We start from the raw sequence: 25,401 nt of genomic DNA on the forward strand, positions 1-25,401 counted from the left end.
GTACCTCTGCCACGCCAGTTGGACACACGTCCCCCCGTGGAGGTTGTACGTGCCGGGCGTCACTTTTCCGTCGGACGAGGCCACGCCTACCCGTCTCATGTGTCCCGCTCTTCCCTTGTATCCCATATGAACGGGCGTCCCCACGCCCGGATCACGGCGTCCCCACGCCGGGACCGCAAAGACGCTCCCCGCCCTGCGCGCGGTTGCGCAGAACGGGGAGGAAGTCTTAGGACAATCTTCAAACGACAACGCTGTCCGAAACAAGTGGTCCGAACCATCGACCGGCTCACACTTTGGCATGGCCCTGGCCAGCGCATTTGCGCACAGGCCCCGACCCGGCGCCGTCTCTCGCTCCTGACCGACGAGTCAGTTCCGCTCGGCCGCCACCAGCTCCGCGATCTGGGCGGTGTTGAGCGCGGCCCCTTTGCGCAGATTGTCCCCGCAGACGAACAGTTCCAGGGCGGTCGGATCGTCCAGGGCCCGCCGGACCCGGCCCACCCAGGTCGGATCGGTGCCGACGACGTCGGCGGGCGTGGGGAACTCCCCCGCCTCCGGGTTGTCGAACAGCACGACCCCGGGCGCGGTGGCGATGATCTCGCGGGCGCCGTCCACGGTGACCGTGTCCTGGAAGCGGGCGTGGACGGTGAGGGAGTGCGTGGTGACGACCGGCACCCGGACACAGGTCACGGCCACCGGAAGCTTCGGCAGTCCGAGGATCTTGCGGGACTCGTCCCGCACCTTCATCTCCTCCGACGACCAGCCGTCCTCGCGCAGCGACCCGGCCCACGGCACGACGTTCAGCGCGACCGGCTCCGGGAAGGGCCCGGTGTTCTCCCCGACCGCCCGGCGTACGTCACCGGGGCAGGTCCCCAGCTCGGTGCCGGCCACCAGCGACATCTGCTGCCGGAGCGTCTCCACCCCGGCCCGCCCGGCCCCGCTGACCGCCTGGTACGAGGACACCACCAGCTCGCGCAGCCCGTACGCGGCGTGCAGCGCGCCCAGGGCGACGATCATCGACAGGGTGGTGCAGTTGGGGTTGGCGACGATCCCGCGCGGCCGGATGTGCACGGCGTGCGGATTGACCTCGGGGACGACCAGCGGCACGTCCGGGTCCATCCGGAAGGCGGCGGAGTTGTCCACGACGACCACGCCCCGGGCGGCGGCGATCGGCGCCCAACGCGCGGCGATCTCGTCCGGGACGTCGAACAGGGCGATGTCGACCCCGTCGAAGGCGTCCTCCGACAGGGCCACGACCTCGGTCTCCGCACCGCGCACGGCCAGCTTGCGGCCGGCCGAGCGCGGCGAGGCGACGAGACGGATCTCGCCCCAGATGTCCGCCCGCTGGGACAGGATCTGGAGCATGACGGTGCCGACGGCCCCGGTCGCCCCCACGACCGCGAGCGTCGGCCGATGTGTCCCGGGCATCAGCGCCCGGTGCCTCCGTAGACGACGGCCTCGTCGCTGTCGGAGTCGAGCCCGAAGGCGCTGTGCACGGCGCGGACCGCCTCGTTGACGTCGTCGGCGCGGGTGACGACCGAGATACGGATCTCGGAGGTCGAGATCAGCTCGATGTTCACCCCCGCGTCGGACAGCGCGGTGAAGAAGTCGGCGGTGACGCCGGGGTTGGTCTTCATGCCCGCGCCGACCAGCGAGATCTTGCCGATCTGGTCGTCGTAGCGCAGCGAGTCGAAGCCGATGCCGGACTTGTTCTTCTCCAGGGCGTCGATGGCCTTGCGGCCCTCGGCCTTGGGGAGCGTGAAGGAGATGTCCGTCAGGCCGGTCGACGCGGCGGACACGTTCTGCACGATCATGTCGATGTTGATCTCGGCGTCGGAGATCGTCCGGAAGATCGCGGCGGCCTCGCCCGGCTTGTCCGGCACACCGACGACCGTGATCTTGGCCTCGGAGGTGTCGTGCGCGACACCGGAGATGATGGCCTGCTCCACCTTCTGGTCCCCAATCGGCTCACTGCTGACCCAGGTGCCCTGAAGTCCGCTGAAGCTGGACCGGACATGGATCGGGATGTTGTAGCGGCGGGCGTACTCCACACAGCGGTGGAGCAGCACCTTGGAGCCGGAGGCCGCGAGCTCCAGCATGTCCTCGAAGGCGATCCAGTCGATCTTCCGGGCCTTCTTCACCACGCGCGGGTCGGCGGTGAACACACCGTCGACGTCGGTGTAGATCTCGCAGACCTCGGCGTCGAGCGCGGCGGCGAGGGCGACGGCGGTCGTGTCGGAGCCACCGCGACCCAGGGTCGTGATGTCCTTCTTGTCCTGGCTGACACCCTGGAACCCGGCGACGATGGCGATGTTGCCCTTGTCGAGGGACTCCCGGATACGGCCCGGCGTGACATCGATGATCCGGGCTTTGTTGTGGACCGAGTCGGTGATGACGCCTGCCTGGCTTCCGGTGAAGCTCTGGGCCTCGTGACCCAGGTTTTTGATCGCCATGGCCAACAGGGCCATGGAGATCCGCTCTCCGGCGGTCAGCAGCATGTCGAACTCACGCCCGGCAGGCATCGGTGACACCTGCTCGGCGAGATCGATCAGCTCGTCCGTCGTGTCGCCCATCGCGGAAACGACGACGACCACCTGGTGGCCGTTCTTCTTCGCTTCCACGATCCGCTTGGCGACGCGCTTGATGCCCTCGGCATCGGCTACGGAGGAGCCTCCGTACTTCTGCACGACAAGGCCCACGTGCGCTCCTCGCTCAGTTTGTCTTCATTCCGCACATACGCCCTTGTACTGCGGTCGGCTCAGTCTAACGAGCGCCCGAAACTCACCCCCCGAGTACCGCATCGTGAGATGTGATCGCGGTGCGCCGGACACCCGTTCGCAGGCTTCCCTTCCCACTGAAACGAAAGTGATAGCTGTGAATTAAGTTTCAAGCAGTTCGCTCGCACTATCGTGCGACTGTGCATGTACTCCTGGTGGAAGACGACGAGCCGGTCGCCGAGTCGTTGCGGCGCGGACTGAGGCGCTACGGCTTCGAGGTCGACTGGGTCACCACGGGCGCCGCCGCCCTCGCCCACGCCGGCCCCTACGACGTCGTCCTCCTCGACCTGGGCCTGCCCGACACCGACGGCCTCGACGTGTGCAAGGCGCTGCGCGAGCGCGGGAACGTGCCGATCATCGTGATCAGCGCCCGCAGCGACGAGACGGACCGGGTGGTGGGCCTGGAGCTCGGCGCGGACGACTACGTCTCGAAGCCCTTCGGAGTCCGGGAGGTCATCGCGCGGATACGGGCCGTGATGCGGCGCGCGCAGCCCCGTACGGCCGCCGAGAGCGGTCCCGACCGCTACGGCGCACGGCTGACGATCGACCGCAAGGCGGCCCGGGTGCACGTGGACGGCGCGGAGGTCGCCCTCGCGCCCAAGGAGTACGACCTGCTGGCGTTCCTCACCGAGGAGCCGGGCGCGCTGATGTCCCGCGAGCAGATCATGGAAGCGGTCTGGGACGCGAACTGGTTCGGCCCGACCAAGACGCTCGACGTCCATGTGGCGGCGCTGCGGCGCAAACTCGCGGGGGTCGTCACCATCGAGGCGGTGCGCGGGGTCGGCTTCCGGCTGGAGCTCACGACGTGAACCGCCAGCTCATCCGCAGCTACATCCTGCTCGTCGCGGTCGCCATCCTGCTGTTCACGGTGCCGGTCGCCTTCACCCTCACCAAGCAGCTCCGCGACGACACCGAGCTGTCCGTCCAGCGCGAGGCCGCCACCATGGCCCTGCTGCTCGGAGGGGGCGACACCATCTCCTGCGAGGCCCTGACCGAGGTGGCCGAGGCATACGGCCAGGAGACCCCCGGCGACGTCCAGGTCACCCCGACCAGCAGCTGCACCCCCGACCTGCACCGACCCGCCGAGGACGCGGCGCTGGCCCGGGCCGTGCAGAAGAACGAGCCGACCACCGACTGGGGCTCCGACTTCATCTGGGGCGAGCAGCTCACCGTGACCGTCCCCGCCCAGGGGGACGCGGCCGTGCGGATCGTCTACTCGACCTCGGACATGACCCGCCGCCTGTGGCAGATCTGGGGCTTCCGGGCCGGGCTCGCTGTGCTCGTCCTGGCGGCGGCCGCCGCGATCGGCGCCTACGCCGCCCGCCGGATCACCGCACCCTTGCGCGAACTCAACTCCATGGCCAGCAAGTTCAGCGACGGCGATCTGACCGCGCGCTCCCCGGTGACGGGCCCCGCGGAGACGCAGACCCTCGCCCGCACCCTCAACCAGGGCGCCGAACGCCTGGACACGCTGGTCGCCTCGCAGCGCATCTTCGTCGCGGACGCCTCCCACCAACTGCGGACCCCGCTCACGGCGTTGCGGCTGTCGCTGGACAACATCGCGGACGGCGTGGACGACGAGTTCGTCAGGGAGGATGTGGAGCAGGCGACCGCCGAGGTCGTCCGGATGAGCCGGCTGGTGAACGGCCTGCTGGTACTGGCCCGGGCCGAGGCGAAGGTGACGGACGCGGAGCCGCTGCCGCTGATGGACATCGTGGACGAACGCCTCACGGTGTGGAGACCGGCCGCCGACGAGCGCGGAGTCACCATCGCGCTCAGGGGGAGTGGTGTCGACGGCCGGCCGTCTGTGCTGGCCAGCCCCGGTCATCTGGACCAGGTGCTGGACAACGTGCTCTCGAACGCGCTGGAGGTCTCGCCGGACGGCGGGACGATCACCGTACGGCTGGAGCCCGGATCCGGTGCGCGGGAGGTGGTCCTCTCCGTCGCGGACGGGGGACCGGGCATGTCGGACGCGGAGAAGTCCCGCGCCTTCGACCGCTTCTGGCGCGGTCAGGGCCTGACCGGGCGGTCCGGCTCCGGTCTCGGCCTCGCCGTCGTCAGACAGCTGGTGACCGACGACGGCGGGACGGTGGCCCTGACGGACGCGCCGGGCGGGGGCCTGTGCGTGAGGATCACGCTACGGGCCGCACCGCGCACCGGGTGAACCCGAAAGGACCGCTCAGCTCTCGGGCATCGCGGACGAGTGGTGGTTCACGATGAGCCACTTGCCGCCGCGCTTCTCGTACTCGTAGGTGTAACGGGCCTCGACGGCACGCTTCTTGCCGGTGGCGGGGTCGGTGAGCGTGAACTCGTAGACGCCGGAGTCGAGGGCGGAGTTGCCGTCGAGGACGTTGATGTGCGTCTCGATCTTCCTGCCGACCGGCTTGTTCTGGAGGAAGTGCTCCATGTAGTCGACGATGCCGGCGCGGTCCGTGCGGACCTTGTTGGAGAGGGTGGGCAGCAGCACCGCGTCCTTGGCGTAGCGGTCGGCGACCTTCTCCGGGTCGCCGGTCCGCAGCGCGGCGTTCCAGCCGTCGAAGAGGGCGGCGATCTGCTTCTTGCTGGGCTTGTGCGTCGTGTGGGCCTTCTCGGAGCCGGCCGCGCTGACTCCCGCCGTCACCGTGGCGGCGGTGACGAGGGCGGTGGCGGTGACGAGGGCGGCGCGTATGCGGGTCTTGCGGGTCATCGCAACTCCTGTGCGGCTGGTGCCTGTTGGGATGACTCAAGACTCGCGTCCGGCCGGTTAGGGCCCGTGCAGCGGACGTACAGCGGACGTCCAGGGGGCGTCCAATTCTCAGGCGGCGGCCCGTCGGCCCCGGAGCAGGCCGACGCCGGCCCCGAGCGAGACGACGCCCATCCCCACCGCGGTCAGCACACCCTGCGATCCGTCCGCCACGAACGGTGCGGCGGCGGCGACGACCAGGTTGAACAGGAAGAGGAACCACAGGACGGGACGGGAGGAGAGGAGCGACTTCATGGCGGGAGTCCTTGGGGATCGATGGCCTTCTCGCTGACGAGAACCACGATCCCGGCTCCGACCTGCGCAAAGGAGAGAGCACACTCCCGAACCGATGGTGTAGTCAGCTACACCGTCGGACCGCTTCCTCCATGGATCAGCCGGTCGGGCGGCCCAGGCCCAGCTTTTCCGCGATCTCCTCCTCCATCACCCGGCCCGCCTCGAACTCCAGGGTGTCGTCGCCGACGCCCTGGTCGGTGTCCAGGCCGTCGAGCTCCTGGAGGGGCTGGTCGAGGCGGATGTGGGCGAGGACGGAGTGCAGGGCGCGCAGGGTGGCGGAGGCGGTGGAGCCCCAGTTGGAGAAGTAGGAGAACTGCCACCACCACAGGGCCTCCGTGGTGCGGCCGGCGCGGTAGTGGGCCATGCCGTGACGGAGGTCGGTGATGACGTCGGCGAGGTCGTCGGAGATCCGGGCCGGGACGGGCGCCTTGCGGGGCTCGTAGGGGTCGAAGACCTCGGAGTAGATGTCGACCGGGTCGAGGAGGCGCGCGAGGTTCTCGCGGAGCTCGTCCACGTCGGCGTCCGGGCCCGTGTCGGGCTCGTAGCGCTCGTCGGGGACGATGTCCTCGTGCGCGCCGAGACGGCCGCCCGCGAGGAGGAGCTGGGAGACCTCCAGGAGCAGGAAGGGAACGGCTGAGCCCGGCTCGTCGCCCTTGGCCACTTCCGTGACGGCCACCAGGAAGCTCTCCACCTGGTCCGCGATCTGGACCGCGAAGTCGTCCGGGTTCTGGTCGGTCGCGTGCAGCGTGGCGTCAGACATCTAGGAGTCGTCTCCCCTCGAAGGCGCGGCCGAGGGTGACCTCGTCCGCGTATTCCAGGTCGCCACCCACCGGGAGGCCGCTGGCCAGGCGGGTGACCTTCAGGCCCATGGGCTTGATCATGCGGGCGAGGTAGGTGGCGGTCGCCTCGCCCTCCAGGTTGGGGTCGGTGGCGAGGATCAGTTCCGTGACCGTGCCGTCCGCGAGACGGGCCAGCAGTTCCCTGATGCGCAGATCGTCGGGGCCGACGCCCTCGATCGGGCTGATCGCTCCGCCCAGGACGTGGTACCGGCCCCGGAACTCACGGGTCCGCTCGATCGCCACCACGTCCTTGGGCTCCTCCACGACGCAGATGACCGTCGGATCGCGGCGGGCGTCGCGGCAGATGCCGCACAGCTCCTCCTGCGCCACGTTCCCGCAGGTCGCGCAGAAGCGGACCTTCGCCTTGACCTCCATGAGGGCCTGCGCGAGCCGCCGTACGTCCGTCGGTTCCGCCTGCAGGATGTGGAAGGCGATCCGCTGCGCGCTCTTGGGACCGACGCCGGGCAGCCGCCCCAGCTCGTCGATGAGGTCCTGGACCACGCCTTCGTACAACGGACTGCCGTCCTTCCTGGGGTTCCTTGCAGTACGTACGGTAGTTGGCCGGGGCCCGTCTTAGAAAGGCAGCCCGGGGATGCCGCTGCCGCCGCCCAGACCCTGGGCCAGCGGGCCGAGCTTCTGCTGCTGGAGCGTCTGCGCGTTCTGGTTGGCCGCCTGGACGGCCGCCACGATCAGGTCGGCGAGGGTCTCCGTGTCCTCCGGGTCCACCGCCTTCGGGTCGATCCTCAGCGCCCGCAGCTCGCCGGAGCCCGTCACCGTCGCCTTCACCAGGCCGCCGCCCGCCTGCCCGTCGACCTCGGTGTTCGCGAGCTCCTCCTGGGCACGGGCCAGGTCCTGCTGCATCTTCTGGGCCTGCTGGAGCAACTGCTGCATATTGGGCTGGCCACCACCGGGAATCACGATCAGCTCCTGTCTGCGTTGTGCTTTCCTGCACGAGCCTACGTGCTCCGGTAGCGCATCGCCCCGCCACTCTTTCGAGTGAGTCTGCCCAGCGGCGTATACCTGATCAAGCCCCACTTCCGGGCGGAAAAGCGACGAAAGCTTCCCCTTCGCCACCCATAGGGAGGTAGGAAGGGGCCGGCACATCAGCATCAGACGTTACGCGGAGTCACTGAGTCATAAGGGAGTGCCGTGGGTCAGCCGGAGATGCAGCCCGAGGGTCCGCCTCAGGACGGGCGGGGCGAGGGTGCGGCCGGGCTGCGGCCGGGCGATCTGACCGGGCGGACGCTCCCGCTCGGGGACTGGGGCGAGCCGGCGGAGCGGCTGGACGAGCTGTACCGGTGGGTGGAGCGGGGGGCGCTGCAGACGGCGGCCTGGTATCTCGCGGACCGGGTGTGGAAGCGGCGGGGGGCGCGGGTGCTGCGCGGCGGTGCGGCGACCGGGGCGGTCGCGGGGGCGGGGCTGCCGTTGCTCGATCTCACCGGGGTGGTGGGCGGGGTGGCGCCCTGGGGGTATCTGGCGCTGCTGCTCGCGGCGGCGTGCGTGGTGGTGGACCGGTTCTTCGGGGTGACGTCCGGGTGGATAAGGGATGTGGCGACGGCGCAGGCGGTGCAGCGGCGGTTGCAGGTGCTGCAGTTCGACTGGGCGAGCGAGAGTGTGCGGGAGGTGCTGGGGCCCGCGGACGGGACGGCGAGTGAGGCGGCGGAGCGGTGTCTGGCGGTGCTGCGGCGGTTCTCGGAGGACGTGATGGAGCTGGTGCGGGCGGAGACGGCGGACTGGATGGTGGAGTTCCGGACGGGACCGGCGCCGTTGGGGATCCAGTCGGCGGTGGTGTCCGGGGGGCGGCAGGACGCGGGGGTCCAGGGACGGTTCCCGATGCCTCCCGGCGCCAATTCCCGGCCGAACATGCCACGTCAGCGGCCGCCGGAGCCGCGGTGAGGTGCCCAGGGCACTCCTCTTGACGGAAGGGGATTCCAACCCGGGTGGGTGACATTCACGGACGTTCGCCGGACGTTCATCCGCGGCGGTACGTCAGCTTCTCCCCCGTGTCGGCGTTGATTCGTTGCAGCCTGCCGTCGGACAGGAGCGTGACCTCGGTGGCCGCACCCGGTGTGCAGGACGAACGGGGCTGTCCCGAGGTGACGGTGGACGGACCGATCTCCAACGGGCCCTTGCCGTCCGGGCGTTCGGAGAGCTCGGCGGTGAACTCGCAGTGGTACGAGTCCCCGTCGGCGACGAGCGAGAGCACCGCGTCCCCGACCTTGCCCTGCTTGATGACCAGCCGACGGGTGTTCTTGCCGGTCTCGTTGTCGATCGTGGTGGTCCAGGTGCCGAGGTAGCCGGTCGGGATCGCGCCGCCGCCCGTCGCGGACGCGGACGGCGAGGGGGAGGACGACTCGTCCTCGGAGGGGGTGGAGTCGGACGGCCCGGTGCCGGCCGTACGGCTCGGCGACGGGCCCGCCTTGTCGTCCGAGGAGCCGCCACCGCTCATCAGCCCGTACACGGACCCTCCCGCCGCGAGCGCGACGACCAGCGCGATCGTCGTCAGCAGCACGGTCGTACGGCGACTGCGGCGCGACGGCTCGGGCTCGTCGTCGTAGGAGTCGTAAGAGGAGTCGTGAGAGGTGTGGGGGGTGTGCGGGGCGTACGGCGGTGGCGCCCCCACGGAAGACTCGGCACCGTACGGCGAGGGGCTGTACGGAGAGGACCCCTGGGTCCCGCCGAAGTCGCCCGAGTACGGGTTGTACGGCGCCTGATGGCCGTAGCCGGCCTGCGGGTGCTGCTGGGTGTGCCCGTACGCCGGGTGCGGTACGGCGGCGGGGGCGGGCGGCGGCGGGGCGGCGCCGGGACCCCCGGCCGACGGGCGGGTTACGGCCCCGGGCGCGCCCTGGCCGTAACTCTGCCGTCCGCTGTGCTCCGGGGCCCCCTCCGGGTCCTCCACCTCCAGCAGCCGTACGGCGTGCTGCCCGAGCTGGGCCACCAGGGCGCCCGGCAGCCAGGGCTCTCGGGAGTGGCCGTCGACGAGGGTGTCCCCGGTGCCGGTGCGTTCCAGGATCCAGGCCAGGGAGGGGCGGGCCGCGGGGTCCTTGCGCAGACAGGCACGGACCAGGTCGGCCATGCCCTCGGGCACCCCGGTGAGGTCGGGTTCATCCTCCGCGATGCGGAACATCAGGGCGTGCGCCCCGCCCTCGGTGCCGCCGAAGGGGAGGGCGCCGGTGGTCGCGTAGGCGAGGACGGAGCCGAGGCAGAAGACGTCGCTGGCGGGCGTGATCGGCTCGCCGCGCACCTGCTCGGGGGCCATGAAGCCGGGTGAGCCGACGACCGCGCCGGTCCGGGTGAGGCCGCTGTCGCTGACCGACTCCAGCGCCCGCGCGACCCCGAAGTCGATCACGCGGGGTCCCTCGATGGTGACCATCACATTGGACGGCTTCAGATCGCGGTGGACGATCCCGGCGGCGTGGATGTTGGTGAGCGCGTGCGCGAGACCGGCGGCGAGGATGCGGACCGACCGCTCGGGCAGCGGGCCGTGGTCCTGCGAGACGACCTGCTGGAGGCTGGGCCCGGCGACATAGCCGGTGGCGACCCAGGGCACGGCGGCCTCGGTGTCGGCGTCGAGGACGGGCGCGGTCCAGAAGCCCCCGACCCGCTGCGCGTTGCGCACCTCCTGCCGGAACCGCGCCCGGAACTCCTCGCGGGCGGCCAGCTCGGGCTTGACCAGCTTGACCGCGACGGTCCGCCCCCGGTCGGAACGGGCCAGGTAGACCCGCCCCATCCCGCCGGCGCCCAGCCGTGCGAGCAGCCGGTAGGCCCCGATGCGCTGTGGATCCTCCGGACCCAGCTTCTCCATGGTCGCCTCACCTTCCCCCCACACTTGCGATCGAGCCGAGGATAAACCGGCCCTTCGGGGAGTCGTGTGGCGCGATGTCTACGGTTCCGTAACGGGGGGTTCGAGTCCGTCCAGCACCTCGGCCAGCCGCTCCAGCACCCGGACGGCCTCGGCGAGCTCCGCCGCCCCGTAGGCCGCCGCCAGCCGGTCGGCGAAGGCCGCGTGCCCGGGGTCGATCCGGGCGACGGCCGCCAGTCCCTCCGGGGTGGGCGCCAGCAGCTTGGCCCGGCGGTGGGCCGGGTTGGGGCGGTATTCGGCCAGCCCCTTGCCGACCAGCAGATCGGCGATGCGCTGCACGCTCTGCCGGGTGATGCCCATGACCCGGGCGATCCCCGCCACCGGCAGCGGCTCCTTCAGCACCGCGCCCAGCACCTGCCACCAGGCGGCGCTGATCCCGGCGGGCCGGGCGAGTTCCTCGGCGACGGCGAGGAACTGCCCGTTCAGCCGGAACACCCCGAGGGCGCCGCGGCTGAGCAGTTCCTGGTGCGGGTCGCTCACCGGTCGGCCGTCGCCTTCTCCAGCACGGCGTAGGCCGACGGGTCGGAGTCGTGGAACAGCCGGTACCAGGCGTCCAGCACCTCGCCCTCGTACACCCCGAGGAGTCCGAGGACCTCCCGGGCGAAGGCGACGGGCTCGGTCGGCCCGGCGGTGATCAGTCCGCCGTCGGTCACGGCATCGGCTTCGACGTACCGCTCGCCGCCGCCGTAGCCCGTCGCGGCCAGATAGAAGGAGACGGCGCTGGTGTGGGCGCGGTCGTCGAGCAGGCCCTCGCGGGCGAGTCCGGCGGTGGCGCCGCAGATCGCGGCGACGGGGGTGCCGGCGGCGAGGAACTCGCGGGCCTTGCGGGCGAAGGGCGCGAGGTCGTCGGTGGTGTCCCAGAGGTCGGCGCCCGGCAGGATCAGCAGGCCGCTGTCCTCGGGCCGTACGGCGTCCAGGGCCAGGTCGGGCAGGACGCGCAGTCCGCCGATGCTCACCACCGGCTCCTCGGAGGGACCGACCGTGCGGATCTCGTACCCGGCGCGGGCGAGGTACGCGGTCGCGTGCCCCGTCTCCCAGTCGGCGAGCGTGTCGTACACGGCGAGATGCACAGGCTTTCCAGTCATGACAACAGGCTGTCACTTAGACAGCATGCTGTCAAATACCCCCGGCTCCCCTCCCCACTCCCGACAACCTGTCGTGGAATCCCCTCCCGCACGGAACGAAACGCCGATACCGCCGCCCCGCACCCCCCTCCTACGCTCCCGGCCATGACCCCTCAGACCGACTCCCGGACCGGCGCCGCCGTGAAGGCCGCGGACCGTGCGCACGTCTTCCACTCCTGGTCAGCGCAGGAGCTCATCGACCCGCTCGCCGTGGCCGGCGCGGAGGGGTCGTACTTCTGGGACTACGACGGCAAGCGCTACCTCGACCTCACCAGCGGGCTCGTCTACGCCAACATCGGCTACCAGCATCCGAAGGTCGTCGCCGCGATCCAGGAGCAGGCGGCCCGGATGACCACCTTCGCGCCCGCCTTCGCCGTCGAGGCCCGTTCCGAGGCGGCCCGGCTGATCGCCGAGCGCACCCCGGGCGACCTGGACAAGATCTTCTTCACCAACGGCGGCGCGGACGCCGTCGAGCACGCCCTGCGGATGGCCCGCCTGCACACGGGCCGCCCGAAGGTCCTCTCCGCCTACCGCTCCTACCACGGCGGCACCCAGCAGGCGATCAACCTCACCGGCGACCCGCGCCGCTGGGCCTCCGACAGCGCCTCCGCCGGAGTCGTGCACTTCTGGGCGCCCTTCCTCTACCGCTCCCGCTTCTACTCCGAGACCGAGGAGCAGGAGTGCGCGCGGGCCCTGGAGCACCTGGAGACGACGATCGCCTTCGAGGGGCCGGCGACGATCGCCGCGATCGTCCTGGAGACCGTCCCGGGCACGGCCGGGATCATGGTCCCGCCGCCCGGCTATCTCGCCGGCGTCCGCGAGATCTGCGACACGTACGGGATCGTCTTCGTCCTGGACGAGGTGATGGCCGGGTTCGGGCGCACCGGTGAGTGGTTCGCCGCCGACCTGTTCGGGGTCGTCCCCGACCTGATGACCTTCGCCAAGGGCGTGAACAGCGGCTATGTCCCGCTCGGCGGGGTCGCGATCTCCGGCGCCATCGCCGAGACCTTCGGCAGGCGCCCCTACCCGGGCGGGCTGACGTACTCCGGGCATCCGCTGGCCTGTGCCGCCGCCGTCGCCACCCTCGAGGTGATGGCGCAGGAGGGGATCGTCGAGAACGCGCGCGACCTCGGCGCGTCCGTCGTCGAGCCGGGGCTGCGGGCGCTGGCCGAGCGGCACCCGAGCGTCGGCGACGTACGGGGCGTGGGCATGTTCTGGGCCCTGGAGCTGGTGAAGGACCGCGAGACCCGCGAACCGCTCGTCCCGTACAACGCGGCCGGCGAGGCGAACGCGGCGATGGCGGCCTTCGGCGCGGCCGCGAAGAAGGCCGGGGTGTGGCCCTTCCTGAACATGAACCGGACGCATTTCGTGCCCCCGCTGAACGTCTCGGAGTCCGAGGTGAAGGAGGGCCTCGCGGCCCTTGACCAGGCCCTTTCGGTCGCCGACGAGTACACCGGGTAGGCACAGGGCGGGGACAGCGGACGCACGCTACGCGTGTAGGGGCTTGAAATCTCCGAACGCGTAAGGTGGCGTGCTCGTACATAACGACGAGCACGCCACTTTCCGTCCGTACGCCCGTAGGGAGACGCCCCGAAGATGCCCGGCAGCAGCGGCAACGGCGCCGTGACGCGCAGCACCCTGCGGCAGCAGATCGCCGACGCGCTCCGCGACGAGGTGCTGGCGGGCCGGCTGCAACCCGGGCAGGAGTTCACGGTCAAGGAGATCGCCGAGCAGTACGGCGTCTCGGCGACCCCGGTCCGCGAGGCGCTGGTGGACCTCTCGGCGCAGGGGCTGCTGGACGCCGACCAGCACCGGGGGTTCCGCGTCCACGAGTACTCCGTGGAGGACTACCGGGGCATGATCGAGGCGCGCTCGCTGATCATCGAGGGGATGTTCCTGCGGCTGGAGGAGGGCCGGGAGTCCGTCCGTGAGTCGGGCTCCCCGGAGCGGGTCGCCGCCGCCATCAACGGGGTACGGCGACGCGGCGAGGAGGCCCAGCGGGCCGCGGCCGCCGGTGACCTCACCGTCCTCATCGGCTACGACCTGCGCTTCTGGCGTGAGCTCAGCGACTTCTTCGGCAACCCCCATCTCGCCGACTTCCTGCACCGGCTGCGGCTGCAGAGCTGGGTGTGCGCGGTCCAGCATCTGCGACGGCTGACCGATCTGCGCGGACATCTGTGGTCGGGCCACACGGATCTCGTGGATGCCCTGTATCGGCGCGACACCGTCACGGCCCGCAGGATGCTCGCCGAGTACAACGCCGACTCCGTCGCCCTCATCGAGCGACTGGCGGCGGAATGACGGCGCCCGCCGCCGACCGGGAGACCGAGACCGGCACCGGGACCGTCGAGCTGTCCGTGGTCGTCCCGGCCCGGGACGAGGAGCGGCGGCTGGGGCCCACTCTGGACGCCCTGGTGGACCACCTCGAACAGAACCGTCACGACGCCGGGGCCGGCTGGGAGATCGTCGTCGTCGACGACGGTTCCACGGACGCCACCGCCGATCTGGTCGCCGCCCGCCGCGACCCGCGCGTCCGGGCCGTCACCGGCGAGGGCCGGGGCAAGGGCCACGCCCTCCGGCTCGGTGTCGCCGCCACCCGGGGCCGCCGGATCCTCATGACCGACGCCGATCTCGCCACTCCCGTGGCCGAGCTGGCCCGTCTGGAACGCGCGCTCGCCGAGGGTCACGCGGCGGCCGTCGGCTCCCGTGCCGTGCCCGGCGCCACCCTGGGCGACCGCCAGCACCGCGCCCGGGAACTCCTCGGCAAGACCGGCAACCTGCTCATACGGGCCACCGCCGTGCGCGGGATCCGCGACACCCAGTGCGGGTTCAAACTGTTCGACGGCGACAAGGCCCGCGCCGCCTTCGCCGCCTCCCGGCTCGACGGCTGGGCCATCGACGTCGAGGTGCTGCGGCACTTCCAGCGGGCCGCCTGGCCGGTGGCCGAGGTGCCGGTGCACTGGTCGCACCGGCCCGGCTCGAAGGTCCGCCCGCCCGACTACCTGCGCTTCCTGCGCGACCTGGCCCGTCTGCGCCGCGTCGACCTCCTGGCGGCCCTGCTCTTCCTGGCCTTCTCCGCCGCCCTCTACTCGGGCCGCGTCCTCGACCCCGCGCACCGCTATCTCACCGACTCCCTCCAGGACCAGAACCAGTGGGAGTGGTTCTTCGCGGTCACGGCGGACAACGTGGCCCATCTGCGCAACCCGCTCTTCAGCGACCTCCAGGGCTTCCCCGACGGGGTGAACCTGATGGCCAACACGGCCATGCCGGGCCTCTCGGTGCCGCTGACCCCGGTGACGCTGCTGTGCGGTCCGGCCGTCACGCTCAGCCTGGTGATGACCCTGGGCCTCGCCGCGACCGCCACCGCCTGGTACCGGCTGATCGCGCACCGCCTCACCCCGCACCGGGGCGCGGCCTTCGCCGGAGCCGCCCTGGCCGCTTTCGCGCCGCCGTTCGTCAGCCACGCCAACGCGCACCCCAACTTCGTCGTCCTCTTCATGATCCCGCTGATCGTCGACCGCGCCCTGCGCCTGTGCACGGGCACCCGGACGGGCCGGGACGCGGTGGTGCTGGGCCTGATGGCGGCGTACCAGTTCTTCCTCGGTGAGGAACCGCTGCTGCTGGCCGCGCTGGGCATGCTCCTGTTCGCGCTCTCCTACACGGCCGTACGCCCGAGCGAGGCGGCGACGGCCGTACGCCCCCTGCTGCGCGGCCTGGCGATCGCCGCCGCCGTCGCCCTCCCCCTCGTCGTCTATCCGCTGGCCTGGCAGTTCTCCGGCCCGCAGTCCTACGACGGCATCGACCACGGCACGGCCCCCGGCACCGCCAACTCCCTGCGCGCCCTGCTGACCTTCGCCGAACGCTCCCTGCTCGCGGGCGACACCGAGGCCACCCGGGCCCTCTCCCTGAACGCCACCGAGCAGAACGCCTTCTACGGCTGGCCGCTCGCCCTGCTGGCCCTGGCGATCACCGTCCTGCTGTGGCGCCGGCGCCCCGTCGTACGGGCCCTGGCGGCCACGGTCCTCGCGGCGGCCGTCCTGTCGATGGGCCCCCGCATCGGCGGCGCGCCCGGCCCCTGGGCGCTCCTCGACGGGCTTCCCCTCTTCGAGTCGGTGATCGAGAGCCGGGTGGCGATGATCTGCGCCCCGGCGCTCGGCATGCTGGTGGCGCTCGCCATCGCGGAGCCGAGGGGGCCGCGGCCGGTGGTCCGCTACGCCGGACCGGCCGCCGTGGCCCTGGCCCTGCTCCCTCTCCTCCCCGCTCCCCTGCGGTCGGAGCCCCGCGCCGAGGTGCCGGCCTTCTTCACGGACGGGACCTGGAAGGCGTACGTCCGCGACGGCGAGACGCTGGTCCCCGTGCCGCTCGCCGAGCCCGGCGCCGCCGAGGCCCTGCACTGGCAGACCGCCGCCGGTCTCGGCTTCCGGATGCCGGGCGGCTACTTCAACGGACCGTACGGCGACGGGGACCGCACCGGTGTCTACGGGGTCCCTCTCCGCTTCACGGCGAGTCTGCTCCAGGACACGCGGTTCACGGGGGTGGCCCCGGTGATCGACACGGCGGCGCGGGAGGCGGCGGCGCAGGACCTGGCGTACTGGCGGGCGGGGGCGCTGGTTCTGGCCCCGCAGCCCCACGCGGACGTCCTGCGTGAGACTGTGGACAAACTGGTGGGCCGACCCGGTAGGCGGGTGGACGGTGTGTGGGTATGGGACCTGCACGACTAACGACCGGAGGAGCTCTCTTGGCCTGTGACCTGTGGCTGGTACCGCTCGTCGACGTGTTGTGCCACACCCCCGACAACCCGTTCGCCGACGAACTCGCGCAGTACAACAAGGTGCTGGCGGAGGCGGGGCTGCCGCCGGTGCCGGTGTACCAGTACATGCCGGGCCTGTCCGGTGAGGTCGCACCGGTCGCCGGCTTCGACTACGACGCGCTGCATTTCCTGCGCCGCGCCTATCTGCTCCAGGTGTGCGGGCTGCCGGTGACCCCGGTCGACGAACTGGGCGGCGACTACGAACAGCTCCTGGAGATGTTCGAGTCCACGGCCCAGCAGTCGCATCTGGTCTGGCACTACGACCACGCGGGCGCGTACGTCCCGGTCGACTTCCCGCACCCCCTGTCGAACGACGACCTCCTCGCCGGGGGCGGCCCCTTGGGCTCCGCCCAGTCGCTGCTCCGGGAGCTGGAGTTCGTCGCCCCGTCGATCGGCATCGACCCGGGGAACCCGCCCGCCCCGCCCCAGGCCCCCACCGCGCCCACGGAACTGGAGGAACCGGCCGTCCCCGCGCCGTACGATCCCAGCCCCTTCGCCCGTGAGCGGCACGTGTGGCTGGGGCTGCACGCTGCGGCGACCCGGAGCCTGGCGCAGGGGTCGATGATCGTGTTCAGCTGACGCCGGGGGTCAACGGCCGAGCCGGGAGAGCCCCTTCTGGACGTCCTCCCTGTTCATCACCGGCGTGTAGCTGATGTCGGCGCCCAGTTCCAGGAAGAACGGCTCGCTGATCACCGGCATGTCGGAGGGGTCCGCCATGTCGAAGAATATGTAGGCGGTCCGGCGGCCCGCGTCCGCGGTGAAGTAGGCCGCCTCGGGCTTGATCTGCTCCATCGACTCCTGGATCAGCTTCCCGAGGGTCCCGTTCCGGATGAGCTCGTTGGCCTTCTCCGTGTCCATGGACGCCCTCATCATCATGCGCATCGCGGTCACCTTCTTCTGGGTCGTTGGTCGACGCGCGCGGGTGGTGTTTTCAGGATATGCCCAGCCTGAGGGGGGCGCCCCCTGCCGAGGGCGCCCCTTGATTCACGCCTGCTCGACGATGCGGATGGTCCGAATACCGGTTCCCCGATAGCGGGTCGGCGTCCTGGTCAGGACGGGACGGCCGTGCGGCCACTCCACGGTCGGCAGCGCCAGGTGCAGCACATGGGCGCCGCTCCAGTCGTCCTCGGTCTTACCTTCCGGATCCTCGCCCTCCGAGGTCGCCGTCCGCAGCCGCTTGCCGACGGAGGTGGCCGCCGCGAAGTCGAGGGCCTCGATGTTCACGGACGGCAACGCGCCCACCCTGACGCGTCTGCGGATCCTGCCGCACCACCCGCCGCAGATACCGGGATTCCTCCAGCTCATGCAGAGCGGAGGCGATCCTCGCCCGCCCTTCCTTGCGCTGCTCGGCGAGGGTTCGAATCGTGGCGCGGGCGCCGTTCGGGAGGCTGAGGAGGTACGTCAGTACGCCTACCGCACACCAGGAGAGACTCCGGTCGCGAAGAAGGGCGTTCGAGAAGACGGAAAAGGCGCGCGTGGGCGTCGTACGATGAATGCGCATTGGGAGCTCCGCTTTCTCTGGTGGATCTGGCGCTCCTGTTGTCGAGCCCCCGGGTGTTGGCGCACCGCGGGGGCGTTTCTGTTGGCGTGACTCTATGGGTACGCAAAGCGACGAACGCAAGCTGGAAGTGGCTTTTCCTGGGCTGGAGTTCTCGCTTTTCACTCGGCGGAGTGAAGTGCGGTGCGCAGGAGCAGGGTGTGGACGAAACGGTCGGGGGCCGTGGGGCGGTAGCGCCAGGCGAACGGCCAGGTCATGTCGTCCAGGGCCGGGATCGGGATGAACCACTCCTTGTCCGGGCCGCTGGTCAGGCGGGTGACTTCCGGGGCCAGGCCAGGTGGGCCGTACTTCCGGGCGGGACCAGGAAGTACACGCACCGGCGTCCGCTCGCCGTCTCGATCACCGGCCCCGGATCACCCCCGGTCATCCTCGCCAACCGGTCGGCCACCTCCCGACCCCAGTCGCCGTCCAGCCGTACGGCATCGAACCGCACGCCCGCCTTACGGACTTGAACCCCGGATTCCGGAAGCCAGTCCAGGTCACTTTGTGTATTCACCGGGCCAGTTTCCGGAGTCCGACCTACCGTCTTCCATAACGCGCTGTCGACCATCCGCAACAGTCGGGAGGCGGCTCGAATCGCTGGTGACCGGTTGAGTCCGGTTGAGTTCGGGGGTGACCGCAATGGCGCGGGCTGAGAACAAGGTGGAAGCGGGCGGTACGGCCCAGGTGGTGGCCGCGCTGGCGAAGGCCCTGCGGGAGCAACAGGAGTTGACGCAGGAGGAGCTGGGCAAGCGGATCGGTTACACCGGTTCGGCCGTCAGCGCGATGGAGACTTGCGCGCAGCCCGCGAGCGACAAGATGCTGGTCAAGTTGGAGGAGTCCATCGGGGGCGGGCTGGGGGTCTTCGAGAAGGCCCGCAAATACATGCTGCTGGACAAGTACCCGCCCCAGTTCAAGAACTTCGCGCTGATGGAGGCGGAGGCGGTCTCGTTGTCCTCGTATCAGACATTCGTGGTCGACGGTCTGTTCCAGACGCCTGAGTACGCCCGGGCGTTGATCGGCGGTGGCTTCCCCAAGCTTCCCGAGGCGAAGGTGGAGGAACTGGTCGAGGCTCGGATCGCGCGTCGGGCGCTCTTCGACCGCACGGACCCGCAGCCCATGACCGAGCTGATCCTGGACGAGTCGGTGCTGCAACGGCCCATCGGGGGCTGGGAGGTACTGCGCGGCCAACTACGTTCGCTGGCCGAGGACGCCGAACGGGACACCGTCAGCCTCCAGGTGATGCCCATGGACCGGGGGCTGCGGGGAAGCCACGCCGGCACCCGAGGCGACATGGTCCTGGTGGTGACCAAGGAGCACCACCACGTGGTCTACATGGAGATCGAGGACGAGAGTGTGCTGGTCAGCGATCCCGTAAAGGTCGCCGGCCTCACCCACCGGTATGCGAAGATCCGATCACAGGCCTTGAGTCCGGACGACTCGCTGAGCCTCATCCGGAAGTTGGCGGCAGAGGAGCGGACATGACCAGCACCCTGCGGTGGTTCAAGTCGAGCTACAGCAACGACAGCGGCGGCCAGTGCGTCGAAATCGCCCCCTCCCCCGCCCTCACCCACATCCGCGACTCCAAGAACCCCGGCGGCCCGACCCTCCGCGTCTCCACGGAGTCCTGGGCCGCCTTCGTACAGCAGGTACGCGCTCAGTACGTCAGGTAGCAGCTCTTCAGGACGCCGTAGAGGGGGTCGACGCCGAAGACCGCCGCCTTGCAGGTGGTGCCGCCGGAAAGGGTCTTGTACACGTACCGGCCCTTCGCGCCGTAGGCGACGGTCCGTTTTCCGGTGAAGGCGCACGTGCCGCCCTGGGAGGCGCAGGCGGTCGTCTTGTAGCCCGCCGGGGCGGCGGGACCCGTGTAGCAGGACTTCGTCTCGTTGCCGATCGGGTCGCCGCCGAAGGACGCGGTCGTACAGGCGGTGTTGCCGGTGGCGACGGCCGTGTTGAAGGAGCCGTACGCGCCGTACATCACGGGCTGGCCGGCGACGGCCGCGCAGGTGCCGCCCTCGGCCGAGCACTTGGTCCAGCCGGCCGGGGCGCCGTTGGGCGCGAGGTAGCAGGACTTGAGGACGTTGGCCGCCGGGTCGCCGCCGAACTTGGCGCTGGTGCAGGCGACGCCGCCCTTGGTGACCAGGTGCTTGAAGTTGCCGTTGGCGCCGAACACGACGTCACGGTTGTAGCCGGGGACCGAGCAGGTGCCGCCCTCGCTCGCGCACTTGGTGTAGCCGTAGGGGCCGCCCGCGCTCGCGATGTAGCAGGTCTTGACGATGTCGGCGGCCGGGTCGCCGCCGAAGGCGGAGCTGGTGCAGGGGATGCTGCCGGTCGCCGTCTTGTAGGCGTACGCCCCCGAGCCGAACGCCACCGCGCGGGTGCCGCTGAAGGTGCAGGTGCCGCCCTCGCTCGCACATCGCGTGTACCCGGCGGGGAGGGGGCCACTGGTGCCGATCATGTACTTCACCAGGGACGCCACGGCCTTCATGCCGGCCTCGTTGGGGTGGTAGGTGGCCCGGCCGGAGGCGGGCTTGTACTTCTCCACCCAGGGAGTGGACGCGCACGCGTCGTGGCCGTGGCTGGCGGCGGCGACGTTGACCAGGGTCGCCCCGGTGACGGTCGCCGCGGCGGCGGTCGCGTCGGCCAGCCGGGAGGCGACGGTGCGCTCGTACGCCAGCTGGCTCGCGGTGAGCGGCACACCGGTGCAGGTACCCGAGTCGGGCAGGACGGTCATGTAGTTCACCAGGAGGACCCGCGCCTGCGGAGAGATCTTGTGGACGGCCTTCACGACGTTCTGGATCCGCCCGCTCACCGCGCCGAGGGCCGTGTCGATCGCGGACGTGCTCACGGTCCCGCAGTTGGCCTCGCCCTTGTTCTGGCAGGAGTACGAGACGACGCTGCCCAGGTAGTTGACGTCGTTGCCGCCGATGGTGACCGTGACCAGCCGGGTCGTGCTCTTCACGGCGTTGATCTGCGCCGACTGCCCGCCCTGGCTCGCGGTGAGGACGTTCGCCGTGGTGGCGCCACTGCAGGTGACGTCCGTCAGCTTCGCCCCGGTGTCACGGGCCACGATGCTGGCGTAGTTGTTGTTCGACCGGCTGCACGCCGCCGCCACGCTCCCCTCCTTCACCGGGGGGATGCTCGGGCCGGCGGCGAACGAACTGCCCATCGCGACGTACTCGACCCCGGCGGCCGAGGCGGTGGTGACGGAGGAGGACGCGGCGGAGGAGGACGCCGCGGAGAGGGACTCCCTGGCCGCCGAGTCCACGGGCGAGGGGTCGGCCCCGGGGCTCCCTCCGAGGTTCGCGCACCCGGTCGCGAACCCGACGGACAGGACCAGCCCGAGCATTCCCGTCCGCCGGCGGTGCCGCTGCTTGATGTTCGCCATGCGTGCTTCCTCCGTGGCGCAGTGTCGACACTTCAGCCGTCGACCATCCCTCAACTTGAGGGGCTGCCCTCTTACACGGAGGAGTTGACCGGTCGGTTGCAGCGAAGATCGACAATCTGTCGACAACAATGGGACAACACGTAGGTACGCCCGGCCCGGAGATGAGTACGGGCACTCAGGCGCCCGTCGCCCGCCGAACGCCATCGTGGAGATCACACCGAAGCACCGCACCCGCTCTCCAGGAGGCACCCATGAACGGCTACCGCTCGCTCGTCTCGGCCCTGCGCACCCCCGCCGCCCTCGGCTATCTGCTCCTCGTGGGCGTGCTCACGGCATGGGTCGCGGTGGACACGCTGTTCATCTCGCACGCGGACGCGTCCTTGGCCGGGATGTGGCTGTTCTTCGCCACCGCCCCCACCTCGCTGCTGTTCCTGGTGGTGCCCGGCCAGCTCGCGCTGATCGGGGTGCCGATCGGGGCGGTGGTCCAGGCGGCCCTGCTCGGCGCCGCCTACCAGGGACTCACCCGGACCCGCCCCGTGACCGCCGGCTAGTGCCGGGGCACTAGAAGACCGGCGTGCCGTCCTGGGTCAGCCTCCAGTTGGTGACGGCGAAGTCCGCCGGGTTCAGGGTGCCCTTGGCCGTCACGTAGTCGATCATCAGCTGGCGGATCTCGTTGGTCGAGCTGTACGCGATGGCGGCGGAGGCGATGTGCGGGTAGCCGGAGCCGCCGTTGGCCCGGTAGTTGTTGACCGCGACGACGAAGACCTGGTCGTCGGTGACCGCGGCCCCGTCGTAGGTGAGGTTCTTGATCCGGGAGCCCTCCGCCGCGGCGATGTCGATCTCGTAGTCGACGCCCGCCGCCGTGTCGTACATGTAGTCCCAGAAGCTGTTGGCGTTGGTGAGGGTGGCGGTGTCCACGGCCGTGCCGGCCGGCACCTGGTGGTAGTACTTCGCCGCGTACTCCAGGTAGTCCCTGAGCTGGGCGCCCGTGAGCTTCTTGCCGTAGAGGGTGTTGTCGTAGATGTAGAGCCCGGCGATGTCCTTGATGGTCACGTCCCCCGCGGGGATGTCCGCCGTACGGCTGAAGGGCGCGGCGACCGAGATGAGCGGGAGGGCCGCGTCCGCCGCCGAGAGACCCGCCTTGACCGTCCGCGTCTGGACCTCGTGGATGAAGTCCATGATCGGGACGTCCTTCCAGCAGGACTCCGCCGCCGAGAGGTCGGCCGTGCAGGTGCCGACCGCGGTGTTGACGTACTTGACGACGAGTTCGTGATCGGCCTCCAGGAGCTTCTTGATCTCCGGGTCCTCGTCGACGGTGTTGGGGTTGAGTGTCTGGGCGGTCTTGCCGACGACCTTCCAGCGGCCGTGCTCCAGCTCCACCTCGAAGTCGAAGACGCTGAGCCGGTACCCCCAGCAGTACGGCTCGGACAGCAGCACCTCCTCCCCCGTCTCCGCGTTCTTCACGGTGTACGACGGCACCTCGACGTGCGTGTGGCCGACGAGGATCGCGTCGATGCCGGGGACCTGCTCCGCGACCAGGTTCGAGGCGTTCTCGACGTACGGGAGCTCGTCGCCGTAGGACGACGAACCGTCGAGCCCCGAGTGGTCGGTCAGGAAGACCACGTCACAGCCCAGCGCGCGCAGCCTCGGCACGTACTTCTTCGCCTGCTCGACCAGCCCGGGGAAGACCATCCTCCCGCTGACGTTGTCCTTGTCCCAGATCGCGATGCCCGGGTTGGTGAGGCCGAGGATGCCGACCTTGATGTCCGGGGCGCCGGGGACGCGGATCTTCTTCACGGTGTACGGCGGGAACGCCGGCCGCAGGGTCTTCGCGTCCAGCGCGTTCGCGCCGAGCAGCGGGAAGCGGCACTGCTTCTCGAACTTGCGCAGCACCTCGATGCCGTAGTTGAACTCGTGGTTGCCGAGGGCGGCGGCGTCGTAGCGCATGTGGTTCATGGCGACGGCCATCGGGTGCCGGACGCCGTTCGTGATCGGCTCGACCCGGGCGAAGTAGTACGCCAGTGACGTGCCCTGGATGATGTCGCCGGCGTCGACGAGCAGGACGTGGTCCTCGCCCTTCGCCTTCCGCTGCTGCTCGATGAGCGTGGCGACGCGCGCGACGCCGACGGAGTTGCCCTTGCTGTCGCTGTAGGCGGCGTCCTTGTAGTAGTCCCAGTCGAAGACGTGGCTGTGCAGGTCGGTGGTGCCCAGGATGGAGAAGGTCCAGGTGCGGGGGGCTTTGGGGGGCTTGTGGTCGGCGGCTTCGGCGGTACCGGCGCCGACGGTCCCGGCGACGGCCACCGCCGCACCGGCCACGGCCGACTTCTGCACGAACTCACGACGGTTCAGGGGAGGTACGGGGCTGACGGGCATGCGGAGCTCCTGGAACGGGGGAGGAAGGGGCAACGGCAGCTACTCGCGTAGATGCTTGCCTTCCGCCCGTTACCGGCGTAACCGCGAACAGGCCATGGGCCGGTCAAGGATGTCCAAGACCGGCCCAAGTCAGCCTGCTGTCACATGACTTGCATGGCCTGCATGGCCTGCATGACTCACGTGACGCGCCTGTTTACAGGAAGGAGTTGATCTCGATCGTCTCGTCGCGGCCCGGGCCCACGCCGATCGCGGAGATCGGGGCGCCGGACATCTCCTCCAGGGCCTTGACGTAGGCCTGCGCGTTCTTCGGGAGGTCGGAGAACGACTTGGCCTTGGTGATGTCCTCGGACCAGCCGGGGAGGGTCTCGTAGATGGGCTTCGCGTGGTGGAAGTCCGACTGGGAGTACGGGAGTTCCTCGACGCGCTTGCCGTCGATCTCATAGGCGACGCAGACCGGGATCTGCTCCCAGCCCGTGAGGACGTCGAGCTTGGTGAGGAAGAAGTCGGTCAGGCCGTTCACGCGGGTCGCGTAGCGGGCGATGACCGCGTCGAACCAGCCGCAGCGGCGGTCACGGCCGGTGGTGACGCCCCGCTCGCCGCCGATGCGCCGCAGCGCCTCGCCGTCCTCGTCGAAGAGCTCGGTGGGGAAGGGGCCGGCGCCGACGCGGGTGGTGTACGCCTTGAGGATGCCGATCACGCGGCTGATCTTCGTCGGGCCGACTCCCGCGCCGGTGCAGGCGCCGCCCGCAGTCGGGTTGGAGGAGGTGACGAAGGGGTACGTGCCGTGGTCGATGTCGAGGAGCGTGCCCTGGCCGCCCTCGAACAGCACGACCTTGTTCTCCTCCAGGGCCTGGTTGAGGACCAGGACGGTGTCGGCGACGTACGGGGCCAGCTTCTCCGCGTACTCCAGCAGCTCGCCCACGACCTGGTCGACGGCGATCGCGCGGCGGTTGTACAGCTTGGTCAGGAGCTGGTTCTTGACGTCGAGGGCCGCCTCCACCTTCTGCGTGAGGATCGACTCGTCGTAGAGGTCCTGGACCCGGATGCCCACCCGGTTGATCTTGTCGGCATATGTCGGACCGATACCGCGCCCGGTCGTGCCGATCTTGCGCTTTCCGAGGAAGCGTTCCGTCACCTTGTCGACAGTGACGTTGTAGGGGGTGATGATGTGCGCGTTGCCGCTGATCAGGAGCTTCGACGTGTCGACGCCGCGCTCGTTCAGACCGCTCAGCTCGGAGAGCAGGACCGACGGGTCGACGACGACGCCGTTTCCGATGACCGGCGTACAGCCGGGGGACAGGATTCCGGAAGGGAGGAGGTGGAGTGCGTACTTCTGGTCACCCACGACGACCGTGTGGCCGGCGTTGTTGCCGCCCTGGTAGCGCACTACGTAGTCCACCGAGCCGCCGAGTAGATCGGTGGCCTTTCCCTTGCCTTCGTCACCCCACTGAGCACCGAGCAGCACAAGTGCGGGCACGCGCGTACACCCCTTCCGGGTGGGGCATGTCCAAGGTCAGGGGCGTACGCGAAGGCTCTTTCCACCACCGCGTGCACCGCGACCGTCGTTGGCCGCAGTTCCGCGACCGTCGTCGGTCGCACACCGTCGGACCCGGATGCCCCGGAATAGACGAAGCCCCTGGCGCAATAGCGCAAGGGGCTCTTGCACAAAGATGCTACC

26 protein-coding genes are annotated in these 25,401 nt (G+C 70.2%); 10 read left to right on the top strand and 16 right to left on the bottom strand.

Annotation, left to right across the window (positions count from 1 at the left end; translation table 11 throughout):
* Positions 1–366: 366 nt before the first annotated feature.
* Both OG852_RS22595 and OG852_RS22600 read right to left on the bottom strand, forming a co-directional pair.
* Positions 367–1,425 (bottom strand): aspartate-semialdehyde dehydrogenase, encoded by a 1,059-nt coding sequence (locus OG852_RS22595; protein WP_133910775.1) that lies wholly within the window; start codon positions 1,423–1,425, stop codon positions 367–369.
* Positions 1,425–2,696 (bottom strand): aspartate kinase, encoded by a 1,272-nt coding sequence (locus OG852_RS22600; RefSeq protein WP_133910776.1) that lies wholly within the window; start codon positions 2,694–2,696, stop codon positions 1,425–1,427. Before OG852_RS22600 ends, OG852_RS22595 begins: the two co-directional genes overlap by 1 nt.
* A gap of 218 nt (positions 2,697–2,914) precedes the next feature.
* Here OG852_RS22600 and OG852_RS22605 point away from each other — a divergent pair, with 218 nt between their 5' ends.
* Positions 2,915–3,583 (top strand): response regulator transcription factor, encoded by a 669-nt coding sequence (locus OG852_RS22605; protein WP_133910777.1) that lies wholly within the window; start codon positions 2,915–2,917, stop codon positions 3,581–3,583.
* Positions 3,580–4,938, top strand: coding sequence for a sensor histidine kinase (locus tag OG852_RS22610; protein WP_330348799.1), 1,359 nt, complete (start codon positions 3,580–3,582; stop codon positions 4,936–4,938). Before OG852_RS22605 ends, OG852_RS22610 begins: the two co-directional genes overlap by 4 nt.
* 15 nt (positions 4,939–4,953) lie before the next feature.
* On the opposite strand, the gene OG852_RS22615 is transcribed toward OG852_RS22610, so the two are convergent.
* From OG852_RS22615 to OG852_RS22635, 5 genes are all read right to left on the bottom strand, one after another.
* Positions 4,954–5,460: an SgcJ/EcaC family oxidoreductase gene (locus OG852_RS22615; RefSeq protein WP_330348800.1), complete on the bottom strand. Its 507-nt coding sequence runs from the start codon at positions 5,458–5,460 to the stop codon at positions 4,954–4,956.
* A 108-nt stretch (positions 5,461–5,568) separates the two neighbouring features.
* On the bottom strand, positions 5,569–5,751 hold the full coding sequence (locus OG852_RS22620) for a hypothetical protein (RefSeq protein ID WP_133910780.1): 183 nt from the start codon (positions 5,749–5,751) through the stop codon (positions 5,569–5,571).
* 136 nt (positions 5,752–5,887) lie between these two features.
* Positions 5,888–6,550, bottom strand: a complete 663-nt coding sequence (locus OG852_RS22625) for a DUF5063 domain-containing protein (RefSeq protein WP_133910781.1) — start codon at positions 6,548–6,550, stop codon at positions 5,888–5,890.
* Complete coding sequence (gene recR / locus OG852_RS22630; RefSeq protein ID WP_133910782.1) at positions 6,543–7,142, bottom strand: recombination mediator RecR; 600 nt, start codon at positions 7,140–7,142, stop codon at positions 6,543–6,545. Before recR ends, OG852_RS22625 begins: the two co-directional genes overlap by 8 nt.
* Before the next feature lie 60 nt (positions 7,143–7,202).
* Positions 7,203–7,547, bottom strand: coding sequence for a YbaB/EbfC family nucleoid-associated protein (locus OG852_RS22635; RefSeq protein WP_055633067.1), 345 nt, complete (start codon positions 7,545–7,547; stop codon positions 7,203–7,205).
* 231 nt (positions 7,548–7,778) lie between these two features.
* Here OG852_RS22635 and OG852_RS22640 point away from each other — a divergent pair, with 231 nt between their 5' ends.
* Positions 7,779–8,525 carry an SLATT domain-containing protein gene (locus OG852_RS22640; RefSeq protein ID WP_133910783.1) on the top strand — a complete coding sequence of 249 codons (747 nt, stop codon included), beginning with the start codon at positions 7,779–7,781 and terminating at the stop codon, positions 8,523–8,525.
* Between the two features lie 76 nt (positions 8,526–8,601).
* Here the strand turns inward: OG852_RS22640 and OG852_RS22645 are convergent, their stop codons facing one another.
* The 3 genes from OG852_RS22645 to OG852_RS22655 form a co-directional block, all read right to left on the bottom strand.
* Positions 8,602–10,434 (bottom strand): serine/threonine-protein kinase, encoded by a 1,833-nt coding sequence (locus tag OG852_RS22645; protein ID WP_330348801.1) that lies wholly within the window; start codon positions 10,432–10,434, stop codon positions 8,602–8,604.
* Positions 10,435–10,512: 78 nt separating this feature from the next.
* Complete coding sequence (locus OG852_RS22650; protein ID WP_133910785.1) at positions 10,513–10,971, bottom strand: MarR family winged helix-turn-helix transcriptional regulator; 459 nt, start codon at positions 10,969–10,971, stop codon at positions 10,513–10,515.
* Complete coding sequence (locus OG852_RS22655) at positions 10,968–11,576, bottom strand: type 1 glutamine amidotransferase family protein (protein WP_330348802.1); 609 nt, start codon at positions 11,574–11,576, stop codon at positions 10,968–10,970. The genes OG852_RS22650 and OG852_RS22655 overlap by 4 nt, the downstream gene beginning before the upstream one ends.
* Positions 11,577–11,720: 144 nt before the next feature.
* On the opposite strand from OG852_RS22655, the gene OG852_RS22660 reads away from it, so the two are divergent.
* The 4 genes from OG852_RS22660 (at position 11,721) to OG852_RS22675 (ending at position 17,004) form a co-directional block, all read left to right on the top strand.
* Positions 11,721–13,076 carry an aspartate aminotransferase family protein gene (locus OG852_RS22660; RefSeq protein ID WP_133910787.1) on the top strand — a complete coding sequence of 452 codons (1,356 nt, stop codon included), beginning with the start codon at positions 11,721–11,723 and terminating at the stop codon, positions 13,074–13,076.
* A 135-nt stretch (positions 13,077–13,211) separates the two neighbouring features.
* Entirely contained in the window at positions 13,212–13,916 is a 705-nt protein-coding gene (locus tag OG852_RS22665) for a GntR family transcriptional regulator (protein ID WP_133910788.1), read from the top strand.
* Positions 13,913–16,336 (top strand): dolichyl-phosphate beta-glucosyltransferase, encoded by a 2,424-nt coding sequence (locus tag OG852_RS22670; RefSeq protein WP_330348803.1) that lies wholly within the window; start codon positions 13,913–13,915, stop codon positions 16,334–16,336. Before OG852_RS22665 ends, OG852_RS22670 begins: the two co-directional genes overlap by 4 nt.
* Positions 16,337–16,353: 17 nt before the next feature.
* Positions 16,354–17,004: a hypothetical protein gene (locus OG852_RS22675; protein WP_133910790.1), complete on the top strand. Its 651-nt coding sequence runs from the start codon at positions 16,354–16,356 to the stop codon at positions 17,002–17,004.
* Positions 17,005–17,013: 9 nt separating this feature from the next.
* Here OG852_RS22675 and OG852_RS22680 read toward each other — a convergent pair whose 3' ends face one another.
* The 3 genes from OG852_RS22680 to OG852_RS22690 form a co-directional block, all read right to left on the bottom strand.
* Positions 17,014–17,307 (bottom strand): hypothetical protein, encoded by a 294-nt coding sequence (locus OG852_RS22680; protein WP_166663433.1) that lies wholly within the window; start codon positions 17,305–17,307, stop codon positions 17,014–17,016.
* Between the two features lie 102 nt (positions 17,308–17,409).
* Positions 17,410–17,730, bottom strand: a complete 321-nt coding sequence (locus OG852_RS22685) for a hypothetical protein (RefSeq protein WP_330348804.1) — start codon at positions 17,728–17,730, stop codon at positions 17,410–17,412.
* A gap of 354 nt (positions 17,731–18,084) precedes the next feature.
* Positions 18,085–18,300, bottom strand: a complete 216-nt coding sequence (locus tag OG852_RS22690) for a hypothetical protein (RefSeq protein WP_330348805.1) — start codon at positions 18,298–18,300, stop codon at positions 18,085–18,087.
* Between the two features lie 295 nt (positions 18,301–18,595).
* On the opposite strand from OG852_RS22690, the gene OG852_RS22695 reads away from it, so the two are divergent.
* Together OG852_RS22695 and OG852_RS22700 are read left to right on the top strand one after the other, a co-directional pair.
* The gene (locus OG852_RS22695) at positions 18,596–19,447 is read left to right on the top strand and encodes a helix-turn-helix domain-containing protein (protein ID WP_443064552.1); all 852 of its coding nucleotides are present in this window, start codon (positions 18,596–18,598) and stop codon (positions 19,445–19,447) included.
* Positions 19,444–19,635 (top strand): DUF397 domain-containing protein, encoded by a 192-nt coding sequence (locus OG852_RS22700; RefSeq protein ID WP_330348807.1) that lies wholly within the window; start codon positions 19,444–19,446, stop codon positions 19,633–19,635. Before OG852_RS22695 ends, OG852_RS22700 begins: the two co-directional genes overlap by 4 nt.
* Here the strand turns inward: OG852_RS22700 and OG852_RS22705 are convergent.
* Complete coding sequence (locus OG852_RS22705; protein ID WP_330348808.1) at positions 19,620–21,350, bottom strand: SGNH/GDSL hydrolase family protein; 1,731 nt, start codon at positions 21,348–21,350, stop codon at positions 19,620–19,622. The two genes, OG852_RS22700 and OG852_RS22705, sit on opposite strands and share 16 nt — an antisense overlap.
* A gap of 251 nt (positions 21,351–21,601) precedes the next feature.
* Here OG852_RS22705 and OG852_RS22710 point away from each other — a divergent pair, with 251 nt between their 5' ends.
* Entirely contained in the window at positions 21,602–21,901 is a 300-nt protein-coding gene (locus tag OG852_RS22710) for an SCO4225 family membrane protein (RefSeq protein WP_133910796.1), read from the top strand.
* A gap of 10 nt (positions 21,902–21,911) precedes the next feature.
* Here the strand turns inward: OG852_RS22710 and OG852_RS22715 are convergent, their stop codons facing one another.
* Together OG852_RS22715 and OG852_RS22720 are read right to left on the bottom strand one after the other, a co-directional pair.
* Positions 21,912–23,723 carry a bifunctional metallophosphatase/5'-nucleotidase gene (locus OG852_RS22715; RefSeq protein WP_330348809.1) on the bottom strand — a complete coding sequence of 604 codons (1,812 nt, stop codon included), beginning with the start codon at positions 23,721–23,723 and terminating at the stop codon, positions 21,912–21,914.
* Between the two features lie 193 nt (positions 23,724–23,916).
* Entirely contained in the window at positions 23,917–25,200 is a 1,284-nt protein-coding gene (locus OG852_RS22720) for an adenylosuccinate synthase (RefSeq protein WP_133910798.1), read from the bottom strand.
* Positions 25,201–25,401: the final 201 nt, after the last annotated feature.

Source organism: Streptomyces sp. NBC_00582 (assembly GCF_036345155.1).
In the GTDB taxonomy this organism is placed as follows: domain Bacteria; phylum Actinomycetota; class Actinomycetes; order Streptomycetales; family Streptomycetaceae; genus Streptomyces.

Coding starts and splice junctions, on each gene's coding strand:
- OG852_RS22625 (WP_133910781.1), bottom strand. CDS start 6,550: ATGTCTGACGCCACGCTGCACGCGACCGACCAGAACCCGGACGACTTC.
- OG852_RS22620 (WP_133910780.1), bottom strand. CDS start 5,751: ATGAAGTCGCTCCTCTCCTCCCGTCCCGTCCTGTGGTTCCTCTTCCTG.
- OG852_RS22655 (WP_330348802.1), bottom strand. CDS start 11,576: ATGACTGGAAAGCCTGTGCATCTCGCCGTGTACGACACGCTCGCCGAC.
- OG852_RS22645 (WP_330348801.1), bottom strand. CDS start 10,434: ATGGAGAAGCTGGGTCCGGAGGATCCACAGCGCATCGGGGCCTACCGG.
- OG852_RS22615 (WP_330348800.1), bottom strand. CDS start 5,460: ATGACCCGCAAGACCCGCATACGCGCCGCCCTCGTCACCGCCACCGCC.
- OG852_RS22710 (WP_133910796.1), top strand. CDS start 21,602: ATGAACGGCTACCGCTCGCTCGTCTCGGCCCTGCGCACCCCCGCCGCC.
- OG852_RS22595 (WP_133910775.1), bottom strand. CDS start 1,425: ATGCCCGGGACACATCGGCCGACGCTCGCGGTCGTGGGGGCGACCGGG.
- OG852_RS22685 (WP_330348804.1), bottom strand. CDS start 17,730: ATGAGCTGGAGGAATCCCGGTATCTGCGGCGGGTGGTGCGGCAGGATC.
- OG852_RS22700 (WP_330348807.1), top strand. CDS start 19,444: ATGACCAGCACCCTGCGGTGGTTCAAGTCGAGCTACAGCAACGACAGC.
- OG852_RS22705 (WP_330348808.1), bottom strand. CDS start 21,350: ATGGCGAACATCAAGCAGCGGCACCGCCGGCGGACGGGAATGCTCGGG.
- OG852_RS22680 (WP_166663433.1), bottom strand. CDS start 17,307: ATGCGCATGATGATGAGGGCGTCCATGGACACGGAGAAGGCCAACGAG.
- OG852_RS22660 (WP_133910787.1), top strand. CDS start 11,721: ATGACCCCTCAGACCGACTCCCGGACCGGCGCCGCCGTGAAGGCCGCG.
- OG852_RS22665 (WP_133910788.1), top strand. CDS start 13,212: ATGCCCGGCAGCAGCGGCAACGGCGCCGTGACGCGCAGCACCCTGCGG.
- OG852_RS22715 (WP_330348809.1), bottom strand. CDS start 23,723: ATGCCCGTCAGCCCCGTACCTCCCCTGAACCGTCGTGAGTTCGTGCAG.
- OG852_RS22670 (WP_330348803.1), top strand. CDS start 13,913: ATGACGGCGCCCGCCGCCGACCGGGAGACCGAGACCGGCACCGGGACC.